Below are 25,902 nucleotides of genomic sequence, written 5' to 3' on the forward strand. Positions count from 1 at the left end.
GACAAAATTCATTATGAGTTCTGTCTCACTACTATACTATTTCATATTTTATTAATTATTTATCTTTACGAGGTAACGGATAAAATCCTTTATTAAATTGTTCCCATAAATTTGGTGGTAACGCATGTTTATCTTCACGATTTGGATCAAAGTATGAGATAATTTCCTCTTCTTTACCCTCTTCAATTTTATGGATAAAGTTATAATCTAGAAGAATTCCACGACCTAATGCTACGAGTTCAATGCCTGTCGATTCTACTGCATCTAAAGCATCATCAGCAGTAAATACAGAACCTATACCAATGACTGGCATACGTCCATCTACCCATTGATGGATAAGTTTTAGACGTTCTTCTCCTTCATATTTACCCTCACGTGTTTGTGAATGAATATCCATAATTGAAATATGAACATAATCAATCGCTTTTTTTGTAATTGTTTTAATTAATTTTTCTGTGTGTTCCATTGAAATACCAGGTGATTCTGCTTCTTCTGGTGATAATCTATAACCTACAATAAAATCTTTATTTGCATAAGTTTCTTTAACTTTTAATACTTCATCAATCACTGCAAGTGGGAATTTTAAATGGTCTCCCCATTCATCTTCACGACGATTATAGTATGGAGAGAAGAATTGATGAATTAAGTAATGGTTCGCTCCATGTATTTCTACGCCGTCAAATCCAGCTTCAATGGCGCGACGTGTAGCTTCACCGAAATCTTTAATTGTTTGTTCGATTTCTTCAGTAGTGATTTCTCTTGCATGATGTTCCTGTTGTTGACCAAAACTTTTCATTGAAACGGGGCTTGGTGCCACAACATCTCCATTAGGAGTCAATTCAGGTAAAGCTTGTGCACCACCATGATGAATTTGGACTAATGCTTTTGCGCCATTTTTCTTCATTGCTGTCGCTAAGCGTTTTAAACCTTCGATATCTGAATCGTGTGCGACAGATGGTTGGCCTGGGAAGGCTTTACCAATATCATTTACATTACTCGCAGCATTAATTGCAAGACCTACATCTTTGGCACGTTTCTCAATGTAAGAAATTTCGACATCTGAAATGGTACCATCATCATTTGATGATGTATGTGTTAAAGGGGCAAGTACAAAGCGATTTCTTAATGATACACCGTTGGGTAATGTAACAGTTTCAAATAATTTTTTATATTTATTATTCATAAGTAATTCCTTTCTAAATCTTTTAGTTTTATTATTTTCAAACTATAACATGAACATTTTTATGTCTCTACTTTTATGCTTATATGCATTAACCATCTTTTTAAATTTAGCAATATATTGACATAATAAAAAACGTTACTTAAAAAAGTAACGTTTTAGCGTGTTGACAGTCATTCAATTATTATTACGAATTGCACGTTTAGACTGCTTAATCCAGACCGGTAGGCGTTCTTCAAGCGTTTGAAACCCATACTTTTCTGTCTCTTTAATTTCATCTAATACAGACTGTTTTTCTTTTTTTCGTTCATAATTCTTAAAGTAATCATTATCTTTAAGTGACAAATTAAGCTTTCCTTCATCGTCTATAGAAAGGATTTTAGCTTTTACAATTTGACCTTCTGATAGAAATTTTTTTAGATTATGGACATAATCATCCATAATCTCTGAAATATGGATAAGTCCTTCAGTATGGTCAGGGGTCTCAACAAAAGCGCCATACGGTTGAATTCCAGTCACACGCACTTTAATATGCTGACCTTCTTTATAGTGAGTATTCAACTTGATAACCCCTTATTTCGTTTTTCTTAACATATTAATAATAGCATAAATCCCATACTTGGACTAACGATAAACTAATAAAAAATTAATTTCTTTAGAAATTTATATTTCTTCTTCATAAATTTACATTAAAAAGTTCGTTTTTAATATAAAAAGATGAGCGTAAATGTCTTATTTAAAACAGTTTACGCTCACCTTTTTTTATTTAATGATATTTCTTTGATGAATTAAGCTTTTTTATCTTCTACATCAATAGATTCAATAACCACATCATGTACAGGCTTATCTTGTGCCCCTACTTTAGTATTTGCAATATCTTCTAATGTAGTTTCACCGTCAATTAATTGACCAAACACAGTATGTTTTTGATCTAACCAAGGTGTTCCACCTTTTTCTGCATAAGCTTTAGCAATTGGTTCAGGCCAACCGCCATCAACAAGCTGATTAAGCATTGTATCTGGTACTTCTTTCATTTGAACAACAAAGAATTGTGAACCATTTGTATTTGGACCAGCATTTGCCATTGAAAGAGCACCATATAAATTAAATGCTTCTAATGAAAACTCATCCTCAAATGAACCTCCATAAATACTTTCTCCCCCCATACCAGTAGCAGTAGGGTCTCCACCTTGAATCATAAAATCATTAATGACACGATGGAATGTAATGCCGTCATAATATCCATTTTTTGCATGTGTCACAAAATTTTCAACTGTTTTTGGAGCAATCTCAGGAAACAGCTTAAATGTCATATCTCCTTTATTTGTATGCATAATTACTTTAATTTCATTATCTTGTATTTCTTTATTTAACTGTGGATAGTTAGTCATTTAAATTCTCCATTCATGTTATGATGATATAGATACATATTAACATATTTGAAAGGAAGTAATATAGCATGTTATATCGATTCTCTCACAAAACAGGTACTTATGGTGTAACGATTAAAGAAGATAGCGATCATCAAGTTTTAGTACAAATTGAACAAGTCATTAAACATCCTAAACAAGGAGATTTACATCATCCTGGTGAAACTGAAGGTGTTTTTTTTCATGAAAGACGTGCTTTAAGCCATTATGAAAAACGTTATGCAACACGTTCACAATTGAGAGATTTTAATGTAGAAGAGATGAAATATGAAGATTCTTTACAACAAGCGATTACTAAAATGGAAAACGAATTAAAACAACAACACACAGAATACGCAAAATTGGCATTAGACAATTTAAACAGTCTAAAAAAAGACTATTCTATCCAATATAAACAAAATTTTTTCTAGTCCATTTTACGTCTTTCTTCCTATTTAACAAGATAAGTAAAATTGCTGACTTTACATCTTTTCACAGTTTTTCAGAATAAATTGATTGATGTATAATAAAATTTATAACAATTTTTGAAGGAGGAAAATATAGTGAGTTTGATACATATTGCGGTACTTTTACCGTTAATATTCGCACTCATTATTCCAATCCTTTATCGTTTCTTTAAAAAGATTCATTTAGGATGGTTTGTATTACCTGTTCCTGTTGTCTTATTTATTTATTTTTTATCTTATATTTCAACTACTCAATCAGGTAATACAGTAATAAAAACTTTCAATTGGATGCCACATATCGGCATGAATTTTGATATTTATCTTGATGGCTTAAGCATACTCTTTAGTTTGCTTATAACTGGCATTGGAAGTTTAGTAGTTCTTTATTCAATCGGTTATTTAGATAAATCTGAACGATTAGGGAATTTTTACTGTTATTTATTACTGTTTATGGGTGCAATGTTAGGCGTCGTACTCTCAGATAATATCATTATCTTATATCTATTCTGGGAATTAACTTCATTCTCAAGTTTTTTACTCATTTCTTTTTGGAGAGAAAAGAAAGCTTCTATATATGGAGCACAAAAGTCACTGATTATCACTGTATTTGGAGGACTTAGTTTACTTGGTGGATTAATCTTAATTTCACTTGCAGGACAATCATTAAGTCTACATTATTTAATCCATCATGTATCTCAAATACAAGACAGTTCTTTCTTTACACTTGCAATGGTTTTAATTATGTTAGCAGCTTTCACAAAATCTGCACAAGTGCCATTTTACATTTGGTTACCTGATGCAATGGAGGCACCTACTCCTGTCAGTGCATATTTACATTCAGCTACAATGGTTAAAGCAGGGTTATATCTTGTTGCACGTTTAACCCCATTATTCGCGATATCAGAAGGATGGATATGGACTATTACTTTAGTAGGCTTAATCACACTATTTTGGGCTTCATTAAATGCAACGAAACAACAAGATTTGAAAGGGATTCTAGCATTTTCTACAGTTTCACAATTGGGAATGATTATGTCTATGCTAGGTATTGGAGCTATAAGTTATCATTTTGAAGGTAGTGACAGTCAATTATATATCGCTGGTTTTACAGCAGCTGCTTTCCATTTAATTAACCATGCTACCTTTAAAGGTGCATTATTTATGATTACAGGTGCCATTGATCATGTGACAGGCACACGTGATGTAAAAAAATTGGGCGGTTTACTTACTATCATGCCAATTTCTTTTACTCTTACTGTAATTACAGCATTAAGTATGGCAGGTGTGCCACCATTTAATGGTTTCTTATCAAAAGAAAAATTCTTAGAGGCTATGATAGAAGCTACACACACGCCTCTATTTAGTTTAAATACTCTAGGTATTATTTTTCCAATTTTAGCGATTGTAGGTAGTATATTTACATTTGTATATTCAATTAAATTCGTACTACATGTATTCTTTGGTAAATATCATTCTGATTTATTACCTAAGAAAGCACATGAAGCATCATTATTAATGTTAATTTCACCAGCAATTCTAGCAACGCTAGTTGTTGTTTTTGGACTATTCCCTGGACTATTAACACATTCTATAATCGAACCAGCTACTAAAGCCATAAGTGGAATATCAACCGTACATGCAGAATTCCATATGTTCCATGGTATTACTCCTGCGTTCATCTCTACTTTAACGATTTGGATTGTAGGTATTATCTTATTATTTACGTTCAATTACTGGATTCGTTTATTAAAAGCACAACCAGACAACTTAAAATTAAATTATTGGTATGATACTACTGGCAAATGGTTACCAAATCATTCCGCTTCTCTAACTAATTATTATGTTAATGGGTATGTACGTGATAGTTTAGTCTTTATTTTTGGTACATTAATTGTGTTAACACTCATCACATTAGTGAGGGTGCCGTTTAGCTTTAATTTTAAAAATATAAATACAATTCACATCTATGAAATGATTATTATCATAATACTTACTATCTCAGCGTTCTTAGTTGTTACAGCAACATCTCGTTTATTTAGTATTATTATGCTTAGTGTTGTTGGCTATGCAGTATCAATTTTATTTGTTTTCTTTAAGGCACCTGATTTAGCTTTAACACAATTTGTTGTTGAGTCTATCTCAACGGGTCTATTTCTATTATGTTTCTATCACTTGCCTAACTTAAATCGCTATAATGAAAAAACATCATTTAAATTAACGAATGCTATCATCTCTATTGGTGTTGGTTTGGTAGTGACAATATTAGGTCTTATCGCTTATGGTAATAGACATTTTTCTTCTATTGGAGAATATTACAAGGCACATGTTTATGACTTAGCACATGGTAAAAATATGGTTAACGTTATTCTCGTAGACTTCCGTGGTATGGATACCTTATTTGAATCTTCTGTATTAGGTATTGCAGGTCTTGCAGTTTACACGATGATTAAATTACGAAGTAAACGTAACAAAACAAGTGAGGTGGAAAGCAATGAATAGACAAAATAACAATTTAATATTTCAGTATTCAGCTGTAATTATTGCTTTCTTAATTGCTCTTTTTGGTATTACTTTATTTTTAGCAGGACATTACACACCAGGTGGAGGATTTGTTGGTGGATTGCTTCTATCAACCGCTTTAACCATTATTATGATTGCATTTGATATAAAAACGATGCGTAAAATCTTTCCTTGGGATTTTAAAATCTTAATTGGTATTGGTTTATTATTCTGTGTAAGTACGCCTATAGCAAGTTGGTTTTACGGAAAAAGTTTCTTTACACATACAGAATTTAATATTCCATTACCACTTCTACACTCTGTTCATATGAATACACCAATGTTCTTCGACTTTGGCGTTATGTGTGCAGTAATTGGTACAGTAATGACTATTATTATAACGATTGGAGAGAACGAATAGTGGAAATTATTATGATTATTGTATGTGGCATACTTACATCAATCAGTGTCTATCTCGTTTTATCTAAAAGTTTAATACGTATTATTATGGGAACAACGCTGATTACACATGCATCAAATTTATTTTTAATTACTATGGGAGGATTGAAACATGGTGAAATGCCAATATATGAAAAAGACATTCATCACTATGTAGATCCAATCCCTCATGCATTAATACTTACTGCAATTGTTATTGCATTTGCAACTACTGCTTTTTTCTTAGTCTTAGCTTTTAGAACGTATAAAGAATTAGGCACAGACAACATAGAACAAATGAAAGGAGTGCCTAGTGATGATAGCAACTAATATGGTTGTTCTTACATTAGTTATACCAATCATTACCGCTATTATTCTTATCTTTTTGGGTCAACGCTATCCATTAAAGCGTGCGGTCACATTGATAGGTTTAGTTTTAACTTTGATTGTAGCGATGATTAATTTAATTAATGTTAGTAAATTTGGTCCTCTTAAAGTAGAATTAGGTTCTTGGCCAGCCCCATATGGTATTATCTTTTTATTAGATACGTTAGGGGCAATGTTGATTGTAACGAGTATTATCATTACTCTGCTCATTACGATCTATTCTTTTTCAACTGCCGGAATCGATAGAGAGCGTTATTATTTTCATTTTTCAATCGTCTTTATGTTAGTGGGTATTATTGGTGCTTTCACTACTGGAGATATTTTTAACCTTTTCGTATTCTTTGAAGTCTTTTTAATGTCATCTTATGCATTGCTTGTATTAGGTGGTACACGTATTCAACTTCAAGAAACGGTGAAATATTTACTTATTAATGTTGTAACATCGACATTTTTCGTTATTGCTGTTGCTATCTTATATTCAATTGTCGGCACTTTAAATATGGCTGACATTAGCGTAAAACTGAATGAATTATCTCATTCACATCAAGGATTATTAAGTATTGTCTTTATTTTGTTCATCTTTGTGTTTGCAACTAAAGCTGGTGTCTTTCCATTATATGTTTGGTTACCTGGATCATACTATGCGCCACCTTTTGCTATCATTGCATTCTTCGGTGCTTTATTAACTAAAGTTGGCGTCTATGCTATTTTAAGAACACTTAGTCTTTTCTTCCATAACACAATGAGTTTTTCTCACTATACTATTTTATTCTTAGCACTATTAACGATTATATTTGGATCCATTGGTGCCATTGCTTATTATGATATTAAAAAAATTATTTTATATAATATTATGATTGCAGTAGGTGTCATACTCGTTGGTGTTGCTATGATGAGTAAATTAGGAATTATGGGTGCTATATATTATACCATTCACGATATGTTAGTTAAGACTGCACTTTTCTTAATTATTGGTGTCATGTATCAAATTACCAAAACATCAAATCTTAAGTCATTCGGTGGTTTAATTAAGACATATCCTATACTTGGTTGGTCTTTCTTTATTGCAGCTTTAAGCTTGGCTGGTATTCCCCCATTTAGTGGGTTTTATGGAAAATACTTTATTGTAAAAGCCGCTTTTGAAAAAGGATTTTATATCAGTGCAATTATCGTATTACTTTCAAGTTTAATCGTACTCTATTCTGTGATTCGTATTTTCCTACATGGTTTCTTTGGTGAACCTAAGGGATATAAACTGAATAACAAAGTAAATGTAAAACAAGCAACAATCGTTTCAGTAATTGCCGTTGTCATTACTGTACTATTTGGTTTATCTGCTGATGCACTTTATCCATTTATATCAGAAGCAGCTAAATCTTTCTATGATCCTAATGTTTATATTAAAAGTGTATTAGGAGGTAGATACTAATGGCTCTTCAATTTGTGTTAAATATTATATTAGCTATTATATGGATGTTTTTAAGTGGCAGTTATACATTTAATAACTTTTTACTAGGATTTTTAATAGGAATTGGGCTTGTTTACTTATTTAAAAAAGTATTGCCTGGTAGTTTTTATTTAAAAAGAGTTTATAAAGTCATTAAATTGATTGTTGTCTTTTTTATAGAATTAATGAAAGCCAATATTGATGTATCCAAAATTGTGTTACAGCCAAGACTTAAAAATCAACCTGGTTTCTTTATTTATCACACAGATTTAAAACATGATTGGCAAATTGTTTTATTATCTAATTTAATCACTTTAACACCAGGAACTGTCGTTTTAGGTATTAGTGATGATAGAACTAAAATATACATTCACTCAATTGACTTTAGTACGAAAGAAGAAGAAATTGAAAGCATTAAATCATCACTTGAAAAAGTAGTGAGAGAGGTGGGCGAAGCTTAATGGTAAAAACAATTATTATTATTGCTTTAATTGTCGTAGTATTATCGATGCTAGCAATGTTTATTCGTATTATTAAAGGTCCCACTTTACCTGATCGCGTCCTTGCACTAGACGCTATTGGCTTACAATTGATGGCGTGTGTTGCATTATATAGTGTATTTATCGGCTCACAATACTTACTTGTAGTTATTTTACTTATTGGTATTTTAGCGTTCTTAGGTACAGCAGTATTCTCTAAATTTATAGATAAAGGTAAGGTGATTGAACGTGATAGCAAAAATCATCATTAGTTTAGCCATCATTTTCATTATCTTAGGTGCATTGATAAGTGCAATTACTGCTATTGGTATTATTCGTTTAAAAGATGTCTATTCACGCGGTCATGCTGCAGGTAAATCTGCAACATTAGGTGCTATATTTTTATTATTTGGAACGTTTTTATATTTTATGGGAACAGAAGGATACGCCAATATGCAACTGATATTCGGCATTATTTTCATTTTGATTACTGGCCCTCTTTCTAGCCATTTAATGATGAAAGCATCATATAATAATAAAACGCCTTATACTAAAGATACAAAAATTGATGAACTTAAAGATGAATTTAACAATAAGAAAATATAATTTGATAAAAATCGAGGTACTTTCTTAAAGTGCTTCGATTTTTTGTTTTGAAAAAGATAGTTTTATGTTATTATAAATCGTAATAATTACGTTTTAAAGGAGTTTTATTATGCATCGGACTATTATTGGTGGCGGTATACAAGGAACCACTATAGCAATTAAGTTACGTGAAGTAGGCATGTCCATCCAAAATCTTACAATTATCGACCCTCATGATTCTTTATGCGAACAATTTCATAAATGCACAAATAGAATTGCTATGCCTTACTTACGTTCACCTATTGTACATCATATTCATCCTGACCCATTTCATTTGAAAAAATTTGCAAAAATGAATTAGTATATTAATCCAACTTTTGGTCGTTATCAAAGATCTCAAACAGAGATGTTTATGGATCACACACATGCTCAAATACATAACTACCATCTAAATCAAAGTTATGTTCAACGCATTGAAAAAAATCAAAGAGGATGGAGTATTACAACAAGTCATCATTCTGTCATTCAAACTGATTGTGTTGTTTTAGCACAAGGATGTCATAATGAACCTTTTGTCCCTGCCGCATTTACTCAAGCTAAAGATGTATGTCATATATTTAGTGATCATTTTAATTCTCAATTATTTTCACAATCATCTCATGTCATTGGAAGTGGTATTTCAGCTGCTCATTTAACATTAAAGGTTTTAAAATTAGATAAGAATAAAATCGTTCATTTATGGATGAATAAAAATATAGATATTCAACATTTTGATGCTGATCCTGGTTGGCTAGGTCCCAAAAAAATGAAGGCCTTTTTAAATCATTCTTCACATGAAGAAAAACTTCAAACAGTGTTAACAGAAAGACATAAAGGTTCAATGCCTCACGAGTTATATTTACGCTTAAAGAAATATGTTCAAAACAAAAGACTTATCATACATAAAGAAGAGATTAAGGACTTAAAATCGCATCAAATTATTACTGAAAATTTAAATATCCCATATGATTACATTCTTTTAGCAACTGGATTTAAGTCTTCAACTTTGCAGCAACCCATGATACAATCCCTAATTCAAAATGCTAATGCTCCCCTCCTATCTTGTGGATTTCCAAAAATCACACATGAATTAGAATGGTTACCTCATTTATTTGTTGCTGGTGGACTAGCTGATTTAGAACTTGGTCCATTTGCTAGAAATATCATGGGAGGTAAAGAAGCAGTTCAAAGAATTTATAGCGTATTTCAAAGAATAAATCACCATAGAGAAGTATCATAAATATAAAATACTAGCCCGTAGATGAATATTTTCTACAGGCTAGTATTTTATAATTTGTTATTTTAATGGTTTAATCCCTATTGTACCTCTCATGATACTAATTAATTTATCTTGATCACTTTTAATTTCTATATTCCATACTTGTGTCGTATGACCTTTATGAATAATAGAAGCGGTAGCAATCACGCGTCCCTCTTTTACTGAGTGAATATGATTGGCATTCATTTCTAAACCTAATGGGATAAAGTGTTTCGTATCAATTAAATGGGCAGCGCCTAATGAACAAGCTGTTTCACCTAATGCAATACTTGCACCACCATGTAGATAGCCAAAGGGTTGTTTAACCTTATCAGTGACTGGCATAGAAATTACAACTATTCCCTCATCTACTGTTTCGATTTTCATATCAAATGTTTCAAGTAAATTAGACATGTTGTCACCTCTTTTTTTCTATAATACCATTGCAGCTATTGTACCAAAAATCATCAATGGAACATTATAGAAAAGGAAGTTAGGTATACATGTATCTCTAATGTGATCATGTTGACCATCTACATTAAGACCTGCTGTGGGTCCAAGTGTTGAATCACTTGCTGGTGAACCAGAATCTCCAAGTGCAGCAGCTGTTCCTACTAAAGCAATTAATGCCATATTATCTAAACCAAGAGATGAACCTAGTGGTATAAATAAAGCTGCAATAATTGGAATCGTAGCAAAAGATGATCCAATGCCTAACGTAACAATAAGGCCAACAATATACATTGCAATAATAGTAATTAATTTATGTCCATTTGTAATCTCAGTTAAACTAGAAACTAATTTTTCAATATCACCAGTAGCATTCATGACACCGGCAAAACCGTTAGCTGATAAAATAACGACACCAATAAATGACATTATTTTTATTCCTTCTACAAATTGACTATCTAATTCATTCCATTTATAAATACCAGAAATAAAGAATATCAGCACTCCAGCTAATGCTCCAAAAATCATTGAATCCGTAAATGTTTGAACTAAGAAAGTAGCGAAAATAGCAACAATCGTAACAACTAATACATATGGCCGAATTTCTGCTATTTCTTCTTCATTATCTTTAAGTACCTCTTGCTTATATTCACGTGGTTTACGATAAACAAACAACCCAATAACTAAACCGACAATATAACCAAGTGAAGGAATTAACATTGCTTTCCAAATCATATTAAATTCGATAGGATGATGAGCTTTTTGAAATCCACTTTGTATAATTTGGTGGAAAATCTGTCCAAAGCCATAAGGTAGTAAAACATATGGCCAACATAAACCAAATCCTATAACTAAACCAATTAATCGTCTATCAATTTTCAAATCGTTAAATAGACTAAGTAATGGTGGAATTACAATTGGTATAAATGCAATATGTACTGGAATTAAGTTCTGACTCATAATACTCATTGCTAGTAATACTAAAATAATAATCACTTTTACTTTAATCCTTGATAAGCGGCTATTCTCAGTATGAATCGCACGAATAATTTTATTTACTAAATAATCTGTGATGCCACTATATGATATCAGTGCTGCAAAGCCCCCTAATAAAGCGTAACTTAATGCCACTTCCGAACCATCTACAATATTTTTACCGAATACACTAATTACTTTGTTTAAACTCATGCCCGATATTAGACCACCTACAAGTGAACTAATAAATAAACTAATGATAACATTCAGTCTTAAGAGACATAATATAATCATTAATATTACGGCAATAACTACAGCATTAAACATTATACTCACATCCTTTATCACTCTACCGAACTAAAGTGTATAATTATGTGATTAATAATATCAAGTAGTTAGGCGGTTGTCAACGCCTAATATAATAGTATTTAAAAAAAATAAACGTCTAAGGTATCAATGTACCTCAGACATTTATCTATTTTGCCTCACAATGAATGTATATTCATTTCTAACATCCATTTTATATTGATTGTCTTAACCAATTCACAATGGTCATTATCATGCTTCCTGTCGGACCTTTAGGACCTTTATAGTTATTTTTATTAATCGTTGCAGGACCTGCAATATCAAAATGAATATGTGGCGTTTGCTCACTAAAATGCGTAACGAAAGCTGCAGCAAATAAGGCTTTACCTTGTCCATTTGTATGATTCACTAAATCAGCGACCTCTGTATTACGAATCAATTGTTGTTCAGTTTGAGTAATAGGTAATTCAAAAGCGAATTCATCAACTTCTCTAGCACTTTCTAAAATGTGTTTCATATCTTCATCTGCATTCGAACTAAATAAAGCAGCCTTATCTTCTCCTAATGCCGCTATAGCAGCACCTGTAAGAGTAGCAAAATCACATATTAAACGTGGTTGAAATTGATTTGCATAAAATACGCCATCTCCTAAAACTAAACGGCCTTCAGCATCGCTATTTAAAACTTCTACTGTTTCACCACTTAAGGCAGTATATACATCATCTGGTTTCATAGCCTGTTGACTAATCATATTTTCTGCAGAGACAATGACACCTACAATATTTACTGGTAAAGATAATTTAGACGCAGCATCAATCATTCCTACAACGTTAGCAGCACCACACATATCAAATTTCATTGTTTGCATACCCATTTTAGATTTGATGCTATAACCACCAGAATCATATGTAATCCCTTTCCCAACTAATGCAATAGGCGCTTCATTTTCATCTGTTCCATGATACGTTAAAGTAATAACAACAGGAGAGTGAGTGGATCCTTTACCTACAGCATGTAGTAAACCAAAACCTTCTGATAACAATGTGTCATTACTTTTAATATCTACTAAAACAGAAGACGATTTAAAGTGATGTGCTACTTCACTTGCAAAGTATTCTGGAGTAAGTATATTGGGAGGCATATTACTAAAGTCACGTGCTATATTCACCGATTCACCAATCAAATACCCTGCTTTTATATTTTTTATATCTTCATCACTATTAGATGATTCTATATATAATTCCAGTTGATATGGTGTGGATTTGTTAGATTTATAGTTGTTAAATTCATAAATCGATTGTCTACTTTGTAATCCGAAAATCTCTGCAATACTTGTTTTGTCAATTTGTTTTGAATTAAATGTATCAAAAAGAACATTTGCTTCTGTCACACGCTCTTTTTTTAGATATTGAAAAAGTGTACCAAATACTTTTAAAAATGAAGCATAAGATAATGTTTTCAAATTTCCTAGTCCAACCGTAATTAAACGTTTAGGTTCATTATTTATGTATAAAATAGTCGAAGATGTTTTTCCTAATTGACTACTTACAATATGTCGATGTCGGTAATTTTCAATAGTTTGTGTAAGGTCACTATTTTTGTACGTGATCTTTCCAATTTGATTAAGATGATCGGGTACTCCTAGAATAATAATGTCGGTCATTTTATTCGAATCATAATTAAAATGTATCATATAACTCTCCTTTAAAATAAAGGAGTGAGATATTGAAATCTATTTTGTTTCACAGATTTCTGTCTCACTCCTTAATGATTAAATATTTAATTTATTAACTTAGAATTTACCTTTTTTAAATGCTAAGCCAACGCCACCCATTTTGAATACTGCACGTGTATCAATCACTTTCTTCATGAACGCAGCTTTTTTACCAGTGATGTCTCTACCAAACACATGACCTACACCATCATGTGAACCTAAAGAACAAACTGTACCACGATCAATATATTCGAAGTCAGTTGTAGCTTGACCATTTAAGATATTTTCAATGTTTTTAGCAACATGTGCACCTTGTTGCATAGCAATTTGAGCTGTAGTTGGTAATGGACGTTCCTCACCTGCTGGGATAAACGCAGAAACATCACCAATAACGAAGATATCATCATGACCATCGATTGTTAAATCTTGTTTAGTTACGATACGACCACGTTTTACACCTTCGAATGATTCTTCCATAAGTTGACTACCGCGAACTCCAGCAGCCCACACTGCAGTATTGGCTTCAAGTTGTTGTTCTTGATCATTTGTTTTAACTTTGAAACCTTTTTCATTACAAGCAACGATTGGCGTACCAATTTTAAATTCAACGCCACGTTCTTCTAAATAATTAACTACATAATTTACAAGATTTTCTGAGAACATTGGTAAAATTTTAGGCATAGCTTCAACACATGTAATTTTAACTTTATTTTGATCTACACCATATTTATTACATAATTCAGGAATTCTGTCTGTTAATTCACCTAAGAATTCAATGCCTGTAAATCCAGCGCCACCTACTAAAATTGCTAAATCATTTTCATCTTTCTCTTTTGATGCAGCGTAGTTCGCAAATTTATCTTCAATATGACGAGATAATTCGCGGGCAGTATGAATATTTTCAATTTGGAACGCATGTTCTTTCATTCCGTTAATACCGAATGTTTCACTTTCAAATCCTAAAGCAACAACTAAAATATCATATTCAAAAATACCATGAGTAGTTTCTACTTTTTTAGCGTTTCTATCAATTTTAGTTACTTCTGCATTGATGAAGTTGACTTTATTTTTGTCAATTACACTTTCAATTGGATAAATTAAATCTTCATAATTTAAAGTACCAGCTGACGCTTCGTGTAACCAAGTTGCTTCATAATGATATTTGTTTTTGTTAACTAAAGTGATTTCTGCTTCATTTGCAGATACTTCTTTTTGTAATTTAGTAACTGCTTGTAAACCTGCATATCCTGCACCTAATACAAGTACTTTTTTACGATTTTGTGCCATTTCATTCACCTAAGCTTTCGTATTTTTTCTTAAATGTAGATAAAGGCTACAAGTTTCAGAACATGTTGAAACGTAGCATTTTATAATACAATAGTATTGTAAAAATACTGATTGTTTCGTAAAACTTTGAACTTAACCTATTTGTTCATCCCCATTTATAGTCTTAGTCAACACTTTTATATTCCATTTTGCGAACATTTATTCACAAAAAAGACAAAATTAATCCACTTCCAATTTTATAGTTTTTATACCATATTTTCAAGCAACAACAGAACGATTATTTAAATTTATTATTACTATATTGTATTAACTTAAGAATATGAGACTTAACAATTTTCAGGATGTCCAGCTACTTTTGCTGTTCTAAAAGAACTGCCACATCCACATGATGCAATTGCATTTGGGTTGTCGATTTGGAATCCACCACCCATTAATGATTGTTTAAAATCAATTTTAGTGCCATTCAGTACGGGAGCATCATCTTTATCTACTAAGACTTTTAATCCATAATATTCTAATATTTCATCATTTGATCCTGGGGCTTCTTCTGCAGACATACCATATGTTAAACCTGTACATCCGCCACCATTCACTTTAATTTTTAAATAACCGTTTTCCATATGATTACTTTTCAACATGTCTTTTACTTCATAAGCTGCTGCTTCAGTAAGTATTACTGTTGGCATTTCTAATCACTCCTATAATAAGTTTGTAAAATCATTTTCTTCTATGTGTTTATAAATATTGTTTAACAAATCTTCAGGTGTATCCCTTTCTACGACTTCTCCATCTACCAATGCATATAACCCAGAAGAACATAAACCACAATTATTGAGACATCCATATTCTAACACATCTACTTCAGGATCACTTTCGAGTTTATCGTAAACGTAGTCTCCGCCTTTGGCCATATTCGATATACAGAATTCGACTAATGGAAACATACTTCACCTTCTTTTTAATTTAATTACATTATTATAACAAATCTCTTAATATGTTGCATTGCTATGGTTTTTAACTATTTGTATTTTGCAATAACATTTCACATTTGTTTGTCGTGATTATTAAAAACATATATAATAAAATTATATTAATCTTTCATTTATTTGTTAGGGGACAATAAATGAAAAATAAGCGTTAAAATAGGCTGAATCACTTATTATTGAACCTATACTTTATTTATACAGTCTGACATTATAAAGGTCTGACATTAATACTACATAGCCAATTGATATTTTAATGTAAAGGGGTAACATAATATGAAACATTTAGTTCTGCTTGGTGGAGGGTATGGTAATATGCGTATTATGTCGCGCATTCTTCCAGATGTTCTTCCTCAAGAATACACATTAACTCTTATAGATCGAATGCCGTTTCATGGTTTAAAACCTGAATTCTATGCGCTCACTGCAGGCACAAAATCTGATAGTGATGTGCGAATGAATTTTCCTAATTCACATCGCGTAAATACAATTTATGGAGAAATAAGTGATATCGACTTAGATAACCAAATTGTTTCGGTAGGACAAACTAAAGTAGATTATAGTGAGTTGATTATCGGACTAGGTTGTGAAGATAAATATCATAATGTTCCAGGAGCTAAAGAATACACTCATAGTATTCAAACGCTTTCTAAAGCCCGTGAAACGTTTCATAGTATTAGCGAGTTACCTAAAGGAGCGCGTGTTGGAATTGTAGGAGCTGGCTTGAGTGGTATTGAATTAGCAAGTGAACTACGTGAAAGTCGCACAGATTTAGAAATTATTTTATATGATCGTGGACCTCGTATATTAAGAAATTTTCCAGAAAAATTAAGTAATTATATTGCGAAGTGGTTCCGCGAAAATAATGTAAACGTGGTTCCTAATTCTTTGATTGATAAAGTTGAGCAAGGAACAATTTATAATGGAGGTACACCAGAGCCTGTTGATATTGTAGTATGGACAGCAGGTATTCAACCCGTTGAAATTGTAAGAAAACTGCCTATTGATATTAATAAAAGTGGTCGCGTTATCGTTAATCAATATCATCAAGTACCAACTTATAAAAATGTTTATGTAGTTGGAGATTGCGCAGCTTTACCACATGCGCCAAGTGCTCAATTAGCAGAAGTACAGGGTGATCAAATTGCCGATGTACTAAAAAAACAATGGAATCATGAACCACTTCCTGAAAAAATGCCTGAATTAAAAGTTCAAGGTTTCTTAGGTTCTCTAGGAGAGAAAAAAGGGTTTGCCTATATTATGGATCGCACAGTCACAGGACGTTTAGCGCATATATTAAAATCAGGTGTTTTGTGGCTATATAAATATCATAATGGATAAATAAAACTGGGAAGCAGGACAGAATTTAATTTTATTCATCATCTCAAGCTTCCCCACATTTTTATAAAAATTGAATACTGCACTTTATATTAATTGTTTATAATATATTGTTCTATAAAATGAGTCACTTTTTTTGACTGAATATAACCGTCAGCCACATATTCATCGTTCATTGTAATAAGCGGGTAAAACAACTCATCATTTTCAATTTGCTCAATATATTGTTGATCATGATCACTTAAATTTTCAGTTTCTTTTTGAAAATCGATATATGTATATTCGAAATGAATATTAGGATATTTTCTTTCTAATAATGGTTTTAGCCACTCATACGTATTTTTAGAAGTTGGTGCATTGACACAACTTGCACACACTACATCTGCACCGTAAACAACAACACTTACTTTCGTCATATATTAATCCCCCGTTTAGTTTTATAGATTTTTCTTTCTTTATCTATTATAATAAATTAATAATAAGTTTATGAAGTATTTTACTTGAAAGGAGACATATCTCATGCCTACTGAGAATGCAACAATGTTTGATCAAGTAGCCGAAGTTATTGAACGTTTACGTCCGTTTTTATTACGTGACGGTGGAGATTGTACATTAGTCGATGTAGAAGATGGCATCGTAAAATTACAATTACATGGTGCGTGTGGAACGTGTCCAAGCTCAACTATTACATTAAAAGCAGGTATAGAACGTGCTTTACACGAAGAAGTACCAGGCGTTATAGAAGTAGAACAAGTTTTCTAACGATATAAATTAAAGACACCCTACACTCAGTATTTAATCAGAGTAGGGTGTTTTTTTTTTTGCTATTTAGAATTGAGTTTGATGATTGTTCATATGTTTTTCAATTTGACGATCCATGTATACCCAACCTTTCCAACCTACATGTACCACATCACTTAATACATATTTTTCATAGTCTTTATTTGACATATCATACACTTTCCCACCATGTGCGACAACAGTTTTATGTATTTTTTTATAGACAGGTTCACGTGTTGAACGGTGAATACCTAAATGATCGTACCATTTACCATTTACTGGAAGAATAACATATTGTACATCAGCACCTGCTTGATGCATTGTATCTACTAGTAAAGATAAATCCTTAAACTCTGGTGAATTCATTTTAAATTCATATTGGCGACGATTCATTGGCTTTTTATGCATTAGTTTTTTCCAATATTCGTTACGGATACCATAACTATTAGAAGTAGAACGTTTTTCACCAAGTTGCACTGCTTTATTACTCATGTTTTTCCAAGAATCATTGGGTGATGTAAGTGAGTGTACATGAGTTAATGGTGATTTATCTAATGAAAAGTATGTTTTTATTGCCTCAATTTTAAGAAGTTGACTTTCTTTAAACTTAGAAATATAACGACCTTTTGGGTTGCTTGGATCTTTTACTAATTCTTTTAAATATTCCTTATTAGGAACACTTCTAAATTTTAATAATCGTTTAGCATAGCGTTGTTTTAACTCTGAAGGCATATCCTTTTGTTGAAATATCTGATTGATTTGATTTGGTGTCGTACGCGCAGCCATATCCATATCATTAACGCCATGTGTACTAAACCATTGTGGTGAAATGATAAATGTCATCTTTTTACCTTTAAGTTGATCATATTGACCCGCTAATTCAATAGCATTAATTAAATCTGTATTACCGCCCGTACCAACTAAGAATACAGGCTTTGTATTTTTTCGATGATGCATTGCTATCGCAGGATTAAACGGATCACGTTTATTTAACTCACTTGAACCATAAAGTGGATAATATTTATCATTACTAAATAATTGATTTTGAATGAGCGTACCTTTAAGTACTTGATCAGTTAGTGACGTTCTATTATCAGCAAGTGTCTTATTGTTAACGAGACCAGTAAACCAACTCGCAGGCATTAATACAAAAGCTAAAAATATGATTCCACTAATAAGAATTGGTAAAAATGGTTTGAATTTCATCGTAATTCTTCTAAAGCTTCAACAATTTTATTAGGAGTTGCCCATTCATCGCGATCAAAATCCATAATTGATACTTCAATTCCTAATCTATTTTGAATTTCTAATAATAATCCAACTGTTTGAAATGAATCAATAATTCCTTCTTCAAAAATCTCAACATCTGGGTTTTCTTTAACTACGTCATTTTCTGCTACATCAGCTAATACTTCTAAAACTTGTTCTCTAAATTCCATCATTTATTTCTCCCTTTAAATTAATTTTCCTGAGAATATTAAGAAGCCAAATGCTACAAAATGGAATGTGATAATAACACTTAATGCTGTAGCAAAACCATTTTGAAAGCGAGGTGGATGTTTCTTTCTCCAGCGTTCATAATATCCATATCCGATAAACATTAAACCGTGATAAATACCATATACAATATAAAATACTTCTAATCCGTGCCATACACCCATAATAAAGAAATTTAAGAAGAAGGCAAAATTTGACATTGCAAATTGATTCTTCATTATTTTTTTACTAGACATATAGAACAATGTTCTCATATAAACACAGTCTCTAAACCAGAATGATAATGACATATGCCATCTATTCCAGAAATCTTTAATGTTACGTGCTTTAAACGGCTGTTTAAAGTTTGGTGGTGTATTAATGCCATATAGATAACTCACTGCTATTGCAAATAAACTATAACCTGCAAAGTCAAAAAATAAGTAAAAGCTATAGGCATACATATATAACCATTTATGAGTAAAACCATGTAAATGCATTAATAATGGCATAATTGCATATACATTAATTAAATGAGCAATAATATATTTATATAAGAAGCCCATCATAATCATATGAATCGCTTTAACTACCATACCTCTGTATTGCTCACCAGTTGGTATTTTTTTATCGTCTTTGACAAAACGTTTATAACGGTCGATGGGTCCTGAAGATACTGTTGGAAAGAATGAAATAAATTGAATCAATTTCCCCACTTTAATTTCTTTAATAGAACCATCTCTAATTTCCATTATAAGTTGTACACTTTTAAAAGTAACATATGAGATTCCTAAGAATCCGACAAATTCAATTAACTTATGTTCATGGAAATGTATTTGATGTCCACCTAACCATGAACTTTGTAATATTTTAACAAGTGCTAAAGGTAAAATAGATAAAATCATAATAATTAAAAATTTAATAAAAGTATTATTTTTTTGTCGTGATTTGTAATACCACATGATTAATAGCACTTGCCATATTAAATAAATTACAAAACTGATTAATTGAACACTTAAATATTTCTGTCCAAATAAATTGTATGTATCTGAAGAGAAAATAATCACAATCATAATCACTGTACTTATCCCATTGTATACATAGCTTCGCTTACCTAAAAATCCGAGTATGATGACTGGTAAAAGAACGATAAATGCGACTAAGAAGAAGGTAAACGTACCATAAGGAATCATGCGTCGATATCCTCTGCAACTTGTTTACGATCAAGTTTTCCATTTGATGTTAATGGAAGTTGTTCCATCCAAACGAATTTTCTCGGAATCATATATTCAGGTAAGCGAGATTTCAATTCATTTTTAATGTTTCTGGTCATCTCTAAGTCATTATCAACTTTTTTAGTAGGTACAATAGCACCTACAAGATAAACAACTTTTCCATTTTTATAAATTGGCACAACAACAGTTTCTCTAACGTATTTTGAGTGTCTTAGTTGTGTTTCAATTTCTTCTAGTTCCATGCGATAACCGTTTAACTTTATTTGAAAATCGATACGTCCTTGGATAAACCAATAACCATCTTTTTCAATAGCTTTATCACCCGTGTGATAAATGCGAACGCCATTATCAAACTTAAATACTGCTTCAGTTTTTTCTTTGTTTTTTAGATATCCTAAACTCACACTTGTTCCTTTAATAACAAGTTCACCTTCATCAGTTGTTGATAGTGTAGTATTCGGTCTTGCTACACCTACTGGAAGTGGGTTATAACGTTCTAAAATCTCGGGTGTGATTTTTACACCAGTAACTGCAACTGTCGCTTCCGTTGGTCCATATGTGTTATAAACAATTGCATTTGGATATCTATCAACAAGTGCTTTAGCTGTTCTATGCGGTAAAATTTCTCCACAAAAGAAGAAATGATTTAAACTTGGATAATCTTTTTCATTAAGGTTAGGAAGTAATAAACACATTTCTATAAATGATGGTGTTGATACCCAAGCATTAATTGGCGTTTGAACAAGCATTTCATTTAATAACTTCGGTTTTTTTATCATATCTTTATCTACTAAGTTAAGTGTTCCACCAGATGTTAAACATGGATAAATTGACATTACAGATAAATCAAATGAAAATGGTGCTTGGTTCAACCACTCCTGATGATTATCTGTTTCATTTAATGAGACCATCCATTCTGCAAACTCTATTAAACTCGCATACTCAATTTGCACACCTTTAGGCTCACCTGTAGAACCAGAAGTGAATATAGTATAAACAACATCTGTTTTATCAATTTGACTATCAAAAACAATAGGATAATCAGAATGTTTAATATCTTCGATTGTAAGTTCTTTCCTTGGTTGATTCACACTTGAATCAGTTGTATTTAAAATAAATGTTGGATCTACTTTATTCATAATCATTTCTACACGTTCTATTGGAACTGACGTATCAATTGGGACATAGCCACATCCTGCTTTGATTGCTCCTATCATTCCAACTACCATATATGGTGACATATGACCATAGATGATTAATGGCTTATTTGTATCTTGCAAATAATGTGCTAGCTTACTAGATTCTTCTATAAGTTGACGATACGTTAACTCATCTGATTTATGTCTAATAGCTACTCGATCTGGATTTTTTTGTCCAATATCATTAATTAAATTTATAATATCTGTCATCCTTTGACTCCTTACTAGAATTCGTTATATATAAAGTTATTATGTGTATCGCCTGAACCATATATAAGATACAAAGCTATAAAAATTGCTAAGTATAGAATAGTCAGTAGATATGGTTTTGCTTTTTCATAAAAAACACTTATTTTTTTAGTTTCTCTCAATTGAATATTACACCTCACAAACATTGCTATTTATTTTGAAGAACAATTCTACTTATTTTATATTTAGTAAAGTTATCTTACTATCAAGAAATATTATATCGCACTTTTATTTTTACACTTTATTATATAAAAATATTAATTATATATCAAATTTATTTTATATAATAATTAGTGAGTGTTAAATATGTATCTATCTTATCCGATATGTCCTTATTCTTATCTTTGATATTCTATATATTAGTACTAATGATTACATATCACAATTACACAGAGCATAACAAAACTGTTAGATATAAAAACTTCTTATTACTCATATCATCAATTTAAGTAATAAGAAGTTATCATAGAAATTATTTTTATTAATTAGTATTACTTTCTAATTCAGCTATAGCCACATTCAAATCTTTAAATGAATAGGTTGGCTTTGGTTGTTTAGTTTGAATTTCTTCATAAGATGTTACACCTGTTTGTACATGTACCGTATCCATCCCCACATTAATACCAGACATTATATCTGTATCATACAAATCTCCCACCATAGCCACTTCAGACTTATCTAGTTTCAAAATATCTAAAGCAATTTGCATGATGATGGTTTCTGGTTTACCAATAAATTGTGGCTGTTGTCCAGTAGATACACTAACCACACTTGTAATAGCTCCATTTCCAGGTAAGAAGCCTCTTTCTTTAGGAATTGAGACATCTGGATTCGTAGAGATAAATTTTGCGCCTTTACGTACTGCTAAAGTAGCTATTGCAAGTTTTTCATATGTGACTGCTTCATCTAAACCGATAACTACGTAATCTACATTCTCATCTTCTTTTACGGTTAAACCTGCATCGGTTAATGCTGTTCTTAAACCATTACCTCCTAGCATATACACACTAGCTTGACTATTTTCTTCTGCAATGTAATTTGCCGTAGCTAGAGCAGAAGTAACTACTTCGTCTGGTTTAGCGTCAATCTTCATTTCTTTTAACTTTTCTGTTACTTCTTCAGGCGTCTTAGTAGAGTTATTAGTAACATATAAATGAGGAATATCGTTTTTGTTCAAATAATCGATAAATTGAGCAGCACCATCAATTTCTGCTGTACCCATATACATTGTTCCATCTAAATCGATTAAATAACCTTTATAATTTTTCATTATGAATAATCTCCTTTTCCAAAAGCGGTAATTGGCACATTTTCTTTTTTTAGAAATTGAGTAACTTCTTTCACAAATTGTCGATAATACGGTATTGAGGTGTCAAATAATGGTACAAGTGTTTCAACTTCTAATTCTGTATAATGATGTGCAAACTGTTTTCTGATTTTAACTGTATCATTAATATGGTTTTGTGTATCTTTGGAAATCACCCCTTCAAGTTCTAAAATATCAATAACATCTTTATAGTTACCAGGATCTCTCAAAATAAAAGCGTCAATAATCATATTTCCAATATCTACTGATGATTCAATTAACATTTGCGCAATACGTTCAAATGCATAATGATTTGATTTATTTGTTTCATAATCCTTAATAAGCTGATTTAAATATTTTATTTTAAGTGCTAATTTATCTTTATCTACAAAATACATATCGGTCACCTCTTATTATTATTATCATATCATAGTTTTGCATCATGCATCATTTGTCGTTATACTAATTTCACATATTAAAAATAAAGGAGCATGACTGATATGATAGATATGTTTCTGTACGATGATGAGGAACAATCGCAAGCACAATTTGTAGGATTTGTAGGTGAACATAGTCGCTATGATTTAATGCTTATTCAGACCGATCGTCATTACGGTAAAACACTGGTATTAAATCTTCAAACTAATAAATTTGGCATCATAGGCACAGACGATATTGAAGAAGAAGGATATATTGCTCATATATTAGGTGTGTCTCAAGAAGAAAGCGAAGAAATCATTGAATATCTAAATCAAGTTATTCAATAAATGAAAGGTCAAAACAATGTATATTTTGTGAATATCATTGTTTTGACCTTTCATTATTTATTATTCTTTTTTTCAGTAGATTGCGTAGCTTGTATTGTTGGTTTTATTTTAACATCATGTAATTTATCCTCTACTTCATCTACACTATCTAGTTCTAATCGTTCATTATCATTAATATGTCTCACTATGAAATATGGACAACCAAAATTACAATATTCCAAAATATAATCTTGAATGGTTGAAAAACGTTTTGAAATTTCAGCTTTTTTATTTGAATCTTTATAAAATCCTTTTAAACGTAATTGATCATAACCAAAATCTCCAACTACAAAATCATATTTATCAAGTATATCTGAATATCTTGAAGCAAATAATTCTTCGTCAAAGCATTCTCTATAATCTTCAATTAATTCAAAATACTGTTGATTAACTTTAATCATAATAAGTCACCTTTAATTGTAATTATAATAAAAACTTAGATTGCCTATTTTAAAGAAAAAGAGCAATCTAAGTTTTAGCATCTATCTATTAATAAACATTGTTAATTGACTTTATGTACTCATATTATTGTTTCACAAGATAATATGACTTCATTATGCAATATCACTTAACAGAAAGTTTATTTTAAATTTTTGGGTTAATATTATTTTTGTTGTAACTGTTCTTCTCCAAGACGGTGTTTTTCTTTTGCCACTTCATTTACTTGTTCATCAGCATGATAAGAACTTCGTACCATTGGACCAGCTTCACAATGTTTAAATCCTTTTTCCATTGCAATTTTTCTTAATTTACCAAATTCTAATGGAGTATAATACTTTTCAACTTTTAAGTGTTTACGTGATGGTTGTAAATATTGACCAATTGTTAAAATATCAACATCATTTGCACGTAAGTCATCCATTGTTTCATAAATTTCTTCCAATGTTTCACCTAAACCTACCATTAAACTTGATTTAGTTGGAATATCAGGTTGTAACTCTTTAGAACGACGTAAGAATTCTAATGTTCTGTCGTAAGTCGCACGCGCACGAACTCTTGGAGTTAAACGACGTACTGTTTCAATGTTATGGTTTAAAATATCAGGTCTTGAAGCCATTAGTGTTTCAAGTGCTTCATAATCCCCACCCATATCTGACGGTAAAATTTCAATTGTCGTATATGGATTACGTTCACGTACTTTACGAACCGTTTCTGCATATACATTAGATCCTGCATCTCTTAAATCATCACGTGCAACAGCTGTGATAACAACATGTTTAAGATTCATTAGTTCTACAGACTCTGCAACACGTTCTGGTTCATTTAAATCTAGTTCATTAGGTAAGCCAGTTTTTACTGCACAGAAACGACAAGCTCTTGTACATACCGCACCTAAAATCATAAATGTAGCCGTACGTCTAGCTCCCCAACATTCATGTATATTTGGACATTTTGCTTCTTCACAAACTGTATGTAAATTTTTCTCACGCATCATTTTCTTGAGGCCGATGTAGTTTTCATTAGTGTTTAGCTTTATTTTCAACCAATCTGGTTTACGTAAAATCTCTTCATTTTTAGTAGCCATAACAACACATACCCTCCTGTTTAATCTATCTTCAACTATTATAACGAAATTTACATTAAATTAAAATGTAATAACTTATAAAATT

At 31.4% G+C, this 25,902-nt stretch carries 30 protein-coding genes and 1 pseudogene; 12 read left to right on the top strand and 19 right to left on the bottom strand.

The window, feature by feature from the left end:
* Positions 1-55: 55 nt before the first annotated feature.
* From NR218_RS05320 to NR218_RS05330, 3 genes are all read right to left on the bottom strand, one after another.
* Positions 56-1,183 carry an NADH-dependent flavin oxidoreductase gene (locus NR218_RS05320; protein WP_017175848.1) on the bottom strand — a complete coding sequence of 376 codons (1,128 nt, stop codon included), beginning with the start codon at positions 1,181-1,183 and terminating at the stop codon, positions 56-58.
* 174 nt (positions 1,184-1,357) lie between these two features.
* On the bottom strand, positions 1,358-1,741 hold the full coding sequence (gene ygs / locus NR218_RS05325) for a S1 domain-containing post-transcriptional regulator Ygs (RefSeq protein WP_002455545.1): 384 nt from the start codon (positions 1,739-1,741) through the stop codon (positions 1,358-1,360).
* Between the two features lie 227 nt (positions 1,742-1,968).
* Positions 1,969-2,571, bottom strand: coding sequence for a peptidylprolyl isomerase (locus tag NR218_RS05330; protein WP_017175849.1), 603 nt, complete (start codon positions 2,569-2,571; stop codon positions 1,969-1,971).
* A 68-nt stretch (positions 2,572-2,639) separates the two neighbouring features.
* Here NR218_RS05330 and kapB point away from each other — a divergent pair, with 68 nt between their 5' ends.
* The 9 genes and pseudogenes from kapB (at position 2,640) to NR218_RS05375 (ending at position 10,170) form a co-directional block, all read left to right on the top strand.
* Positions 2,640-3,020, top strand: a complete 381-nt coding sequence (gene kapB, locus NR218_RS05335; RefSeq protein WP_002448064.1) for a sporulation phosphorelay system protein KapB — start codon at positions 2,640-2,642, stop codon at positions 3,018-3,020.
* Between the two features lie 132 nt (positions 3,021-3,152).
* Entirely contained in the window at positions 3,153-5,555 is a 2,403-nt protein-coding gene (locus tag NR218_RS05340; RefSeq protein ID WP_049379470.1) for a Na+/H+ antiporter subunit A, read from the top strand.
* A complete protein-coding gene (locus NR218_RS05345; RefSeq protein ID WP_048761469.1) occupies positions 5,548-5,976 on the top strand; it encodes a Na(+)/H(+) antiporter subunit B in 429 nt (142 codons plus the stop codon). Before NR218_RS05340 ends, NR218_RS05345 begins: the two co-directional genes overlap by 8 nt.
* Positions 5,976-6,323, top strand: coding sequence for a Na+/H+ antiporter Mnh1 subunit C (gene mnhC1 / locus NR218_RS05350; protein WP_002448250.1), 348 nt, complete (start codon positions 5,976-5,978; stop codon positions 6,321-6,323). The genes NR218_RS05345 and mnhC1 overlap by 1 nt, the downstream gene beginning before the upstream one ends.
* Complete coding sequence (locus NR218_RS05355; RefSeq protein ID WP_017175852.1) at positions 6,310-7,809, top strand: Na+/H+ antiporter subunit D; 1,500 nt, start codon at positions 6,310-6,312, stop codon at positions 7,807-7,809. Before mnhC1 ends, NR218_RS05355 begins: the two co-directional genes overlap by 14 nt.
* A complete protein-coding gene (locus NR218_RS05360) occupies positions 7,809-8,288 on the top strand; it encodes a Na+/H+ antiporter subunit E (protein WP_017175853.1) in 480 nt (159 codons plus the stop codon). The genes NR218_RS05355 and NR218_RS05360 overlap by 1 nt, the downstream gene beginning before the upstream one ends.
* Positions 8,288-8,578: a Na(+)/H(+) antiporter subunit F1 gene (locus NR218_RS05365; protein ID WP_017175854.1), complete on the top strand. Its 291-nt coding sequence runs from the start codon at positions 8,288-8,290 to the stop codon at positions 8,576-8,578. The genes NR218_RS05360 and NR218_RS05365 overlap by 1 nt, the downstream gene beginning before the upstream one ends.
* A complete protein-coding gene (locus NR218_RS05370) occupies positions 8,556-8,912 on the top strand; it encodes a Na+/H+ antiporter subunit G1 (protein ID WP_017175855.1) in 357 nt (118 codons plus the stop codon). The genes NR218_RS05365 and NR218_RS05370 overlap by 23 nt, the downstream gene beginning before the upstream one ends.
* A gap of 109 nt (positions 8,913-9,021) precedes the next feature.
* Positions 9,022-10,170 (top strand): annotated as a pseudogene (locus NR218_RS05375) (NAD(P)-binding domain-containing protein).
* Between the two features lie 57 nt (positions 10,171-10,227).
* On the opposite strand, the gene NR218_RS05380 reads toward NR218_RS05375, so the two are convergent.
* From NR218_RS05380 to NR218_RS05405, 6 genes are all read right to left on the bottom strand, one after another.
* Positions 10,228-10,602 carry a PaaI family thioesterase gene (locus NR218_RS05380; protein ID WP_017175858.1) on the bottom strand — a complete coding sequence of 125 codons (375 nt, stop codon included), beginning with the start codon at positions 10,600-10,602 and terminating at the stop codon, positions 10,228-10,230.
* Positions 10,603-10,620: 18 nt separating this feature from the next.
* Complete coding sequence (locus tag NR218_RS05385) at positions 10,621-11,940, bottom strand: Na+/H+ antiporter family protein (RefSeq protein ID WP_019835068.1); 1,320 nt, start codon at positions 11,938-11,940, stop codon at positions 10,621-10,623.
* Positions 11,941-12,133: 193 nt separating this feature from the next.
* Positions 12,134-13,612: a M17 family metallopeptidase gene (locus tag NR218_RS05390; RefSeq protein ID WP_265883267.1), complete on the bottom strand. Its 1,479-nt coding sequence runs from the start codon at positions 13,610-13,612 to the stop codon at positions 12,134-12,136.
* Positions 13,613-13,711: 99 nt separating this feature from the next.
* Complete coding sequence (locus NR218_RS05395) at positions 13,712-14,920, bottom strand: NAD(P)/FAD-dependent oxidoreductase (protein WP_017175861.1); 1,209 nt, start codon at positions 14,918-14,920, stop codon at positions 13,712-13,714.
* Between the two features lie 326 nt (positions 14,921-15,246).
* Positions 15,247-15,606 carry a HesB/IscA family protein gene (locus tag NR218_RS05400; protein ID WP_049379468.1) on the bottom strand — a complete coding sequence of 120 codons (360 nt, stop codon included), beginning with the start codon at positions 15,604-15,606 and terminating at the stop codon, positions 15,247-15,249.
* A gap of 12 nt (positions 15,607-15,618) precedes the next feature.
* On the bottom strand, positions 15,619-15,864 hold the full coding sequence (locus NR218_RS05405) for a YuzB family protein (RefSeq protein WP_265883268.1): 246 nt from the start codon (positions 15,862-15,864) through the stop codon (positions 15,619-15,621).
* 315 nt (positions 15,865-16,179) lie between these two features.
* Between NR218_RS05405 and NR218_RS05410 the strand changes: the two genes are divergently transcribed.
* The gene (locus NR218_RS05410) at positions 16,180-17,244 is read left to right on the top strand and encodes an NAD(P)/FAD-dependent oxidoreductase (protein ID WP_265883269.1); all 1,065 of its coding nucleotides are present in this window, start codon (positions 16,180-16,182) and stop codon (positions 17,242-17,244) included.
* Between the two features lie 89 nt (positions 17,245-17,333).
* Here the strand turns inward: NR218_RS05410 and NR218_RS05415 are convergent, their stop codons facing one another.
* A complete protein-coding gene (locus NR218_RS05415; RefSeq protein ID WP_048679904.1) occupies positions 17,334-17,657 on the bottom strand; it encodes a YuzD family protein in 324 nt (107 codons plus the stop codon).
* A 103-nt stretch (positions 17,658-17,760) separates the two neighbouring features.
* Between NR218_RS05415 and NR218_RS05420 the strand changes: the two genes are divergently transcribed.
* Positions 17,761-18,003 carry a NifU family protein gene (locus NR218_RS05420; protein WP_002433501.1) on the top strand — a complete coding sequence of 81 codons (243 nt, stop codon included), beginning with the start codon at positions 17,761-17,763 and terminating at the stop codon, positions 18,001-18,003.
* Between the two features lie 66 nt (positions 18,004-18,069).
* On the opposite strand, the gene dltD is transcribed toward NR218_RS05420, so the two are convergent.
* The 7 genes from dltD to NR218_RS05455 form a co-directional block, all read right to left on the bottom strand.
* Positions 18,070-19,227: a D-alanyl-lipoteichoic acid biosynthesis protein DltD gene (gene dltD / locus NR218_RS05425; protein WP_048679902.1), complete on the bottom strand. Its 1,158-nt coding sequence runs from the start codon at positions 19,225-19,227 to the stop codon at positions 18,070-18,072.
* Positions 19,224-19,460 carry a D-alanine--poly(phosphoribitol) ligase subunit 2 gene (gene dltC / locus NR218_RS05430; protein ID WP_017175865.1) on the bottom strand — a complete coding sequence of 79 codons (237 nt, stop codon included), beginning with the start codon at positions 19,458-19,460 and terminating at the stop codon, positions 19,224-19,226. Before dltC ends, dltD begins: the two co-directional genes overlap by 4 nt.
* A 15-nt stretch (positions 19,461-19,475) precedes the next feature.
* Positions 19,476-20,690 (bottom strand): D-alanyl-lipoteichoic acid biosynthesis protein DltB, encoded by a 1,215-nt coding sequence (gene dltB / locus NR218_RS05435; protein ID WP_019835072.1) that lies wholly within the window; start codon positions 20,688-20,690, stop codon positions 19,476-19,478.
* Positions 20,687-22,141: a D-alanine--poly(phosphoribitol) ligase subunit DltA gene (gene dltA / locus NR218_RS05440; RefSeq protein ID WP_048679899.1), complete on the bottom strand. Its 1,455-nt coding sequence runs from the start codon at positions 22,139-22,141 to the stop codon at positions 20,687-20,689. Before dltA ends, dltB begins: the two co-directional genes overlap by 4 nt.
* A gap of 14 nt (positions 22,142-22,155) precedes the next feature.
* Positions 22,156-22,326, bottom strand: coding sequence for a teichoic acid D-Ala incorporation-associated protein DltX (locus NR218_RS05445; protein ID WP_002455559.1), 171 nt, complete (start codon positions 22,324-22,326; stop codon positions 22,156-22,158).
* A 335-nt stretch (positions 22,327-22,661) separates the two neighbouring features.
* A complete protein-coding gene (locus tag NR218_RS05450) occupies positions 22,662-23,450 on the bottom strand; it encodes a TIGR01457 family HAD-type hydrolase (protein ID WP_002448132.1) in 789 nt (262 codons plus the stop codon).
* Complete coding sequence (locus NR218_RS05455) at positions 23,450-23,884, bottom strand: DUF86 domain-containing protein (RefSeq protein WP_017175868.1); 435 nt, start codon at positions 23,882-23,884, stop codon at positions 23,450-23,452. The genes NR218_RS05450 and NR218_RS05455 overlap by 1 nt, the downstream gene beginning before the upstream one ends.
* A gap of 102 nt (positions 23,885-23,986) precedes the next feature.
* On the opposite strand from NR218_RS05455, the gene NR218_RS05460 reads away from it, so the two are divergent.
* A complete protein-coding gene (locus NR218_RS05460; protein ID WP_002448201.1) occupies positions 23,987-24,253 on the top strand; it encodes a DUF3055 domain-containing protein in 267 nt (88 codons plus the stop codon).
* Positions 24,254-24,306: 53 nt separating this feature from the next.
* On the opposite strand, the gene NR218_RS05465 is transcribed toward NR218_RS05460, so the two are convergent.
* Positions 24,307-24,693, bottom strand: coding sequence for a YutD family protein (locus NR218_RS05465; protein ID WP_017175869.1), 387 nt, complete (start codon positions 24,691-24,693; stop codon positions 24,307-24,309).
* 203 nt (positions 24,694-24,896) lie between these two features.
* Positions 24,897-25,817: a lipoyl synthase gene (gene lipA, locus NR218_RS05470; protein WP_265883270.1), complete on the bottom strand. Its 921-nt coding sequence runs from the start codon at positions 25,815-25,817 to the stop codon at positions 24,897-24,899.
* Between the last annotated feature and the right edge of the window lie 85 nt (positions 25,818-25,902).

The sequence above is a fragment of the Staphylococcus sp. SUC_1.2 genome, assembly GCF_026222585.1.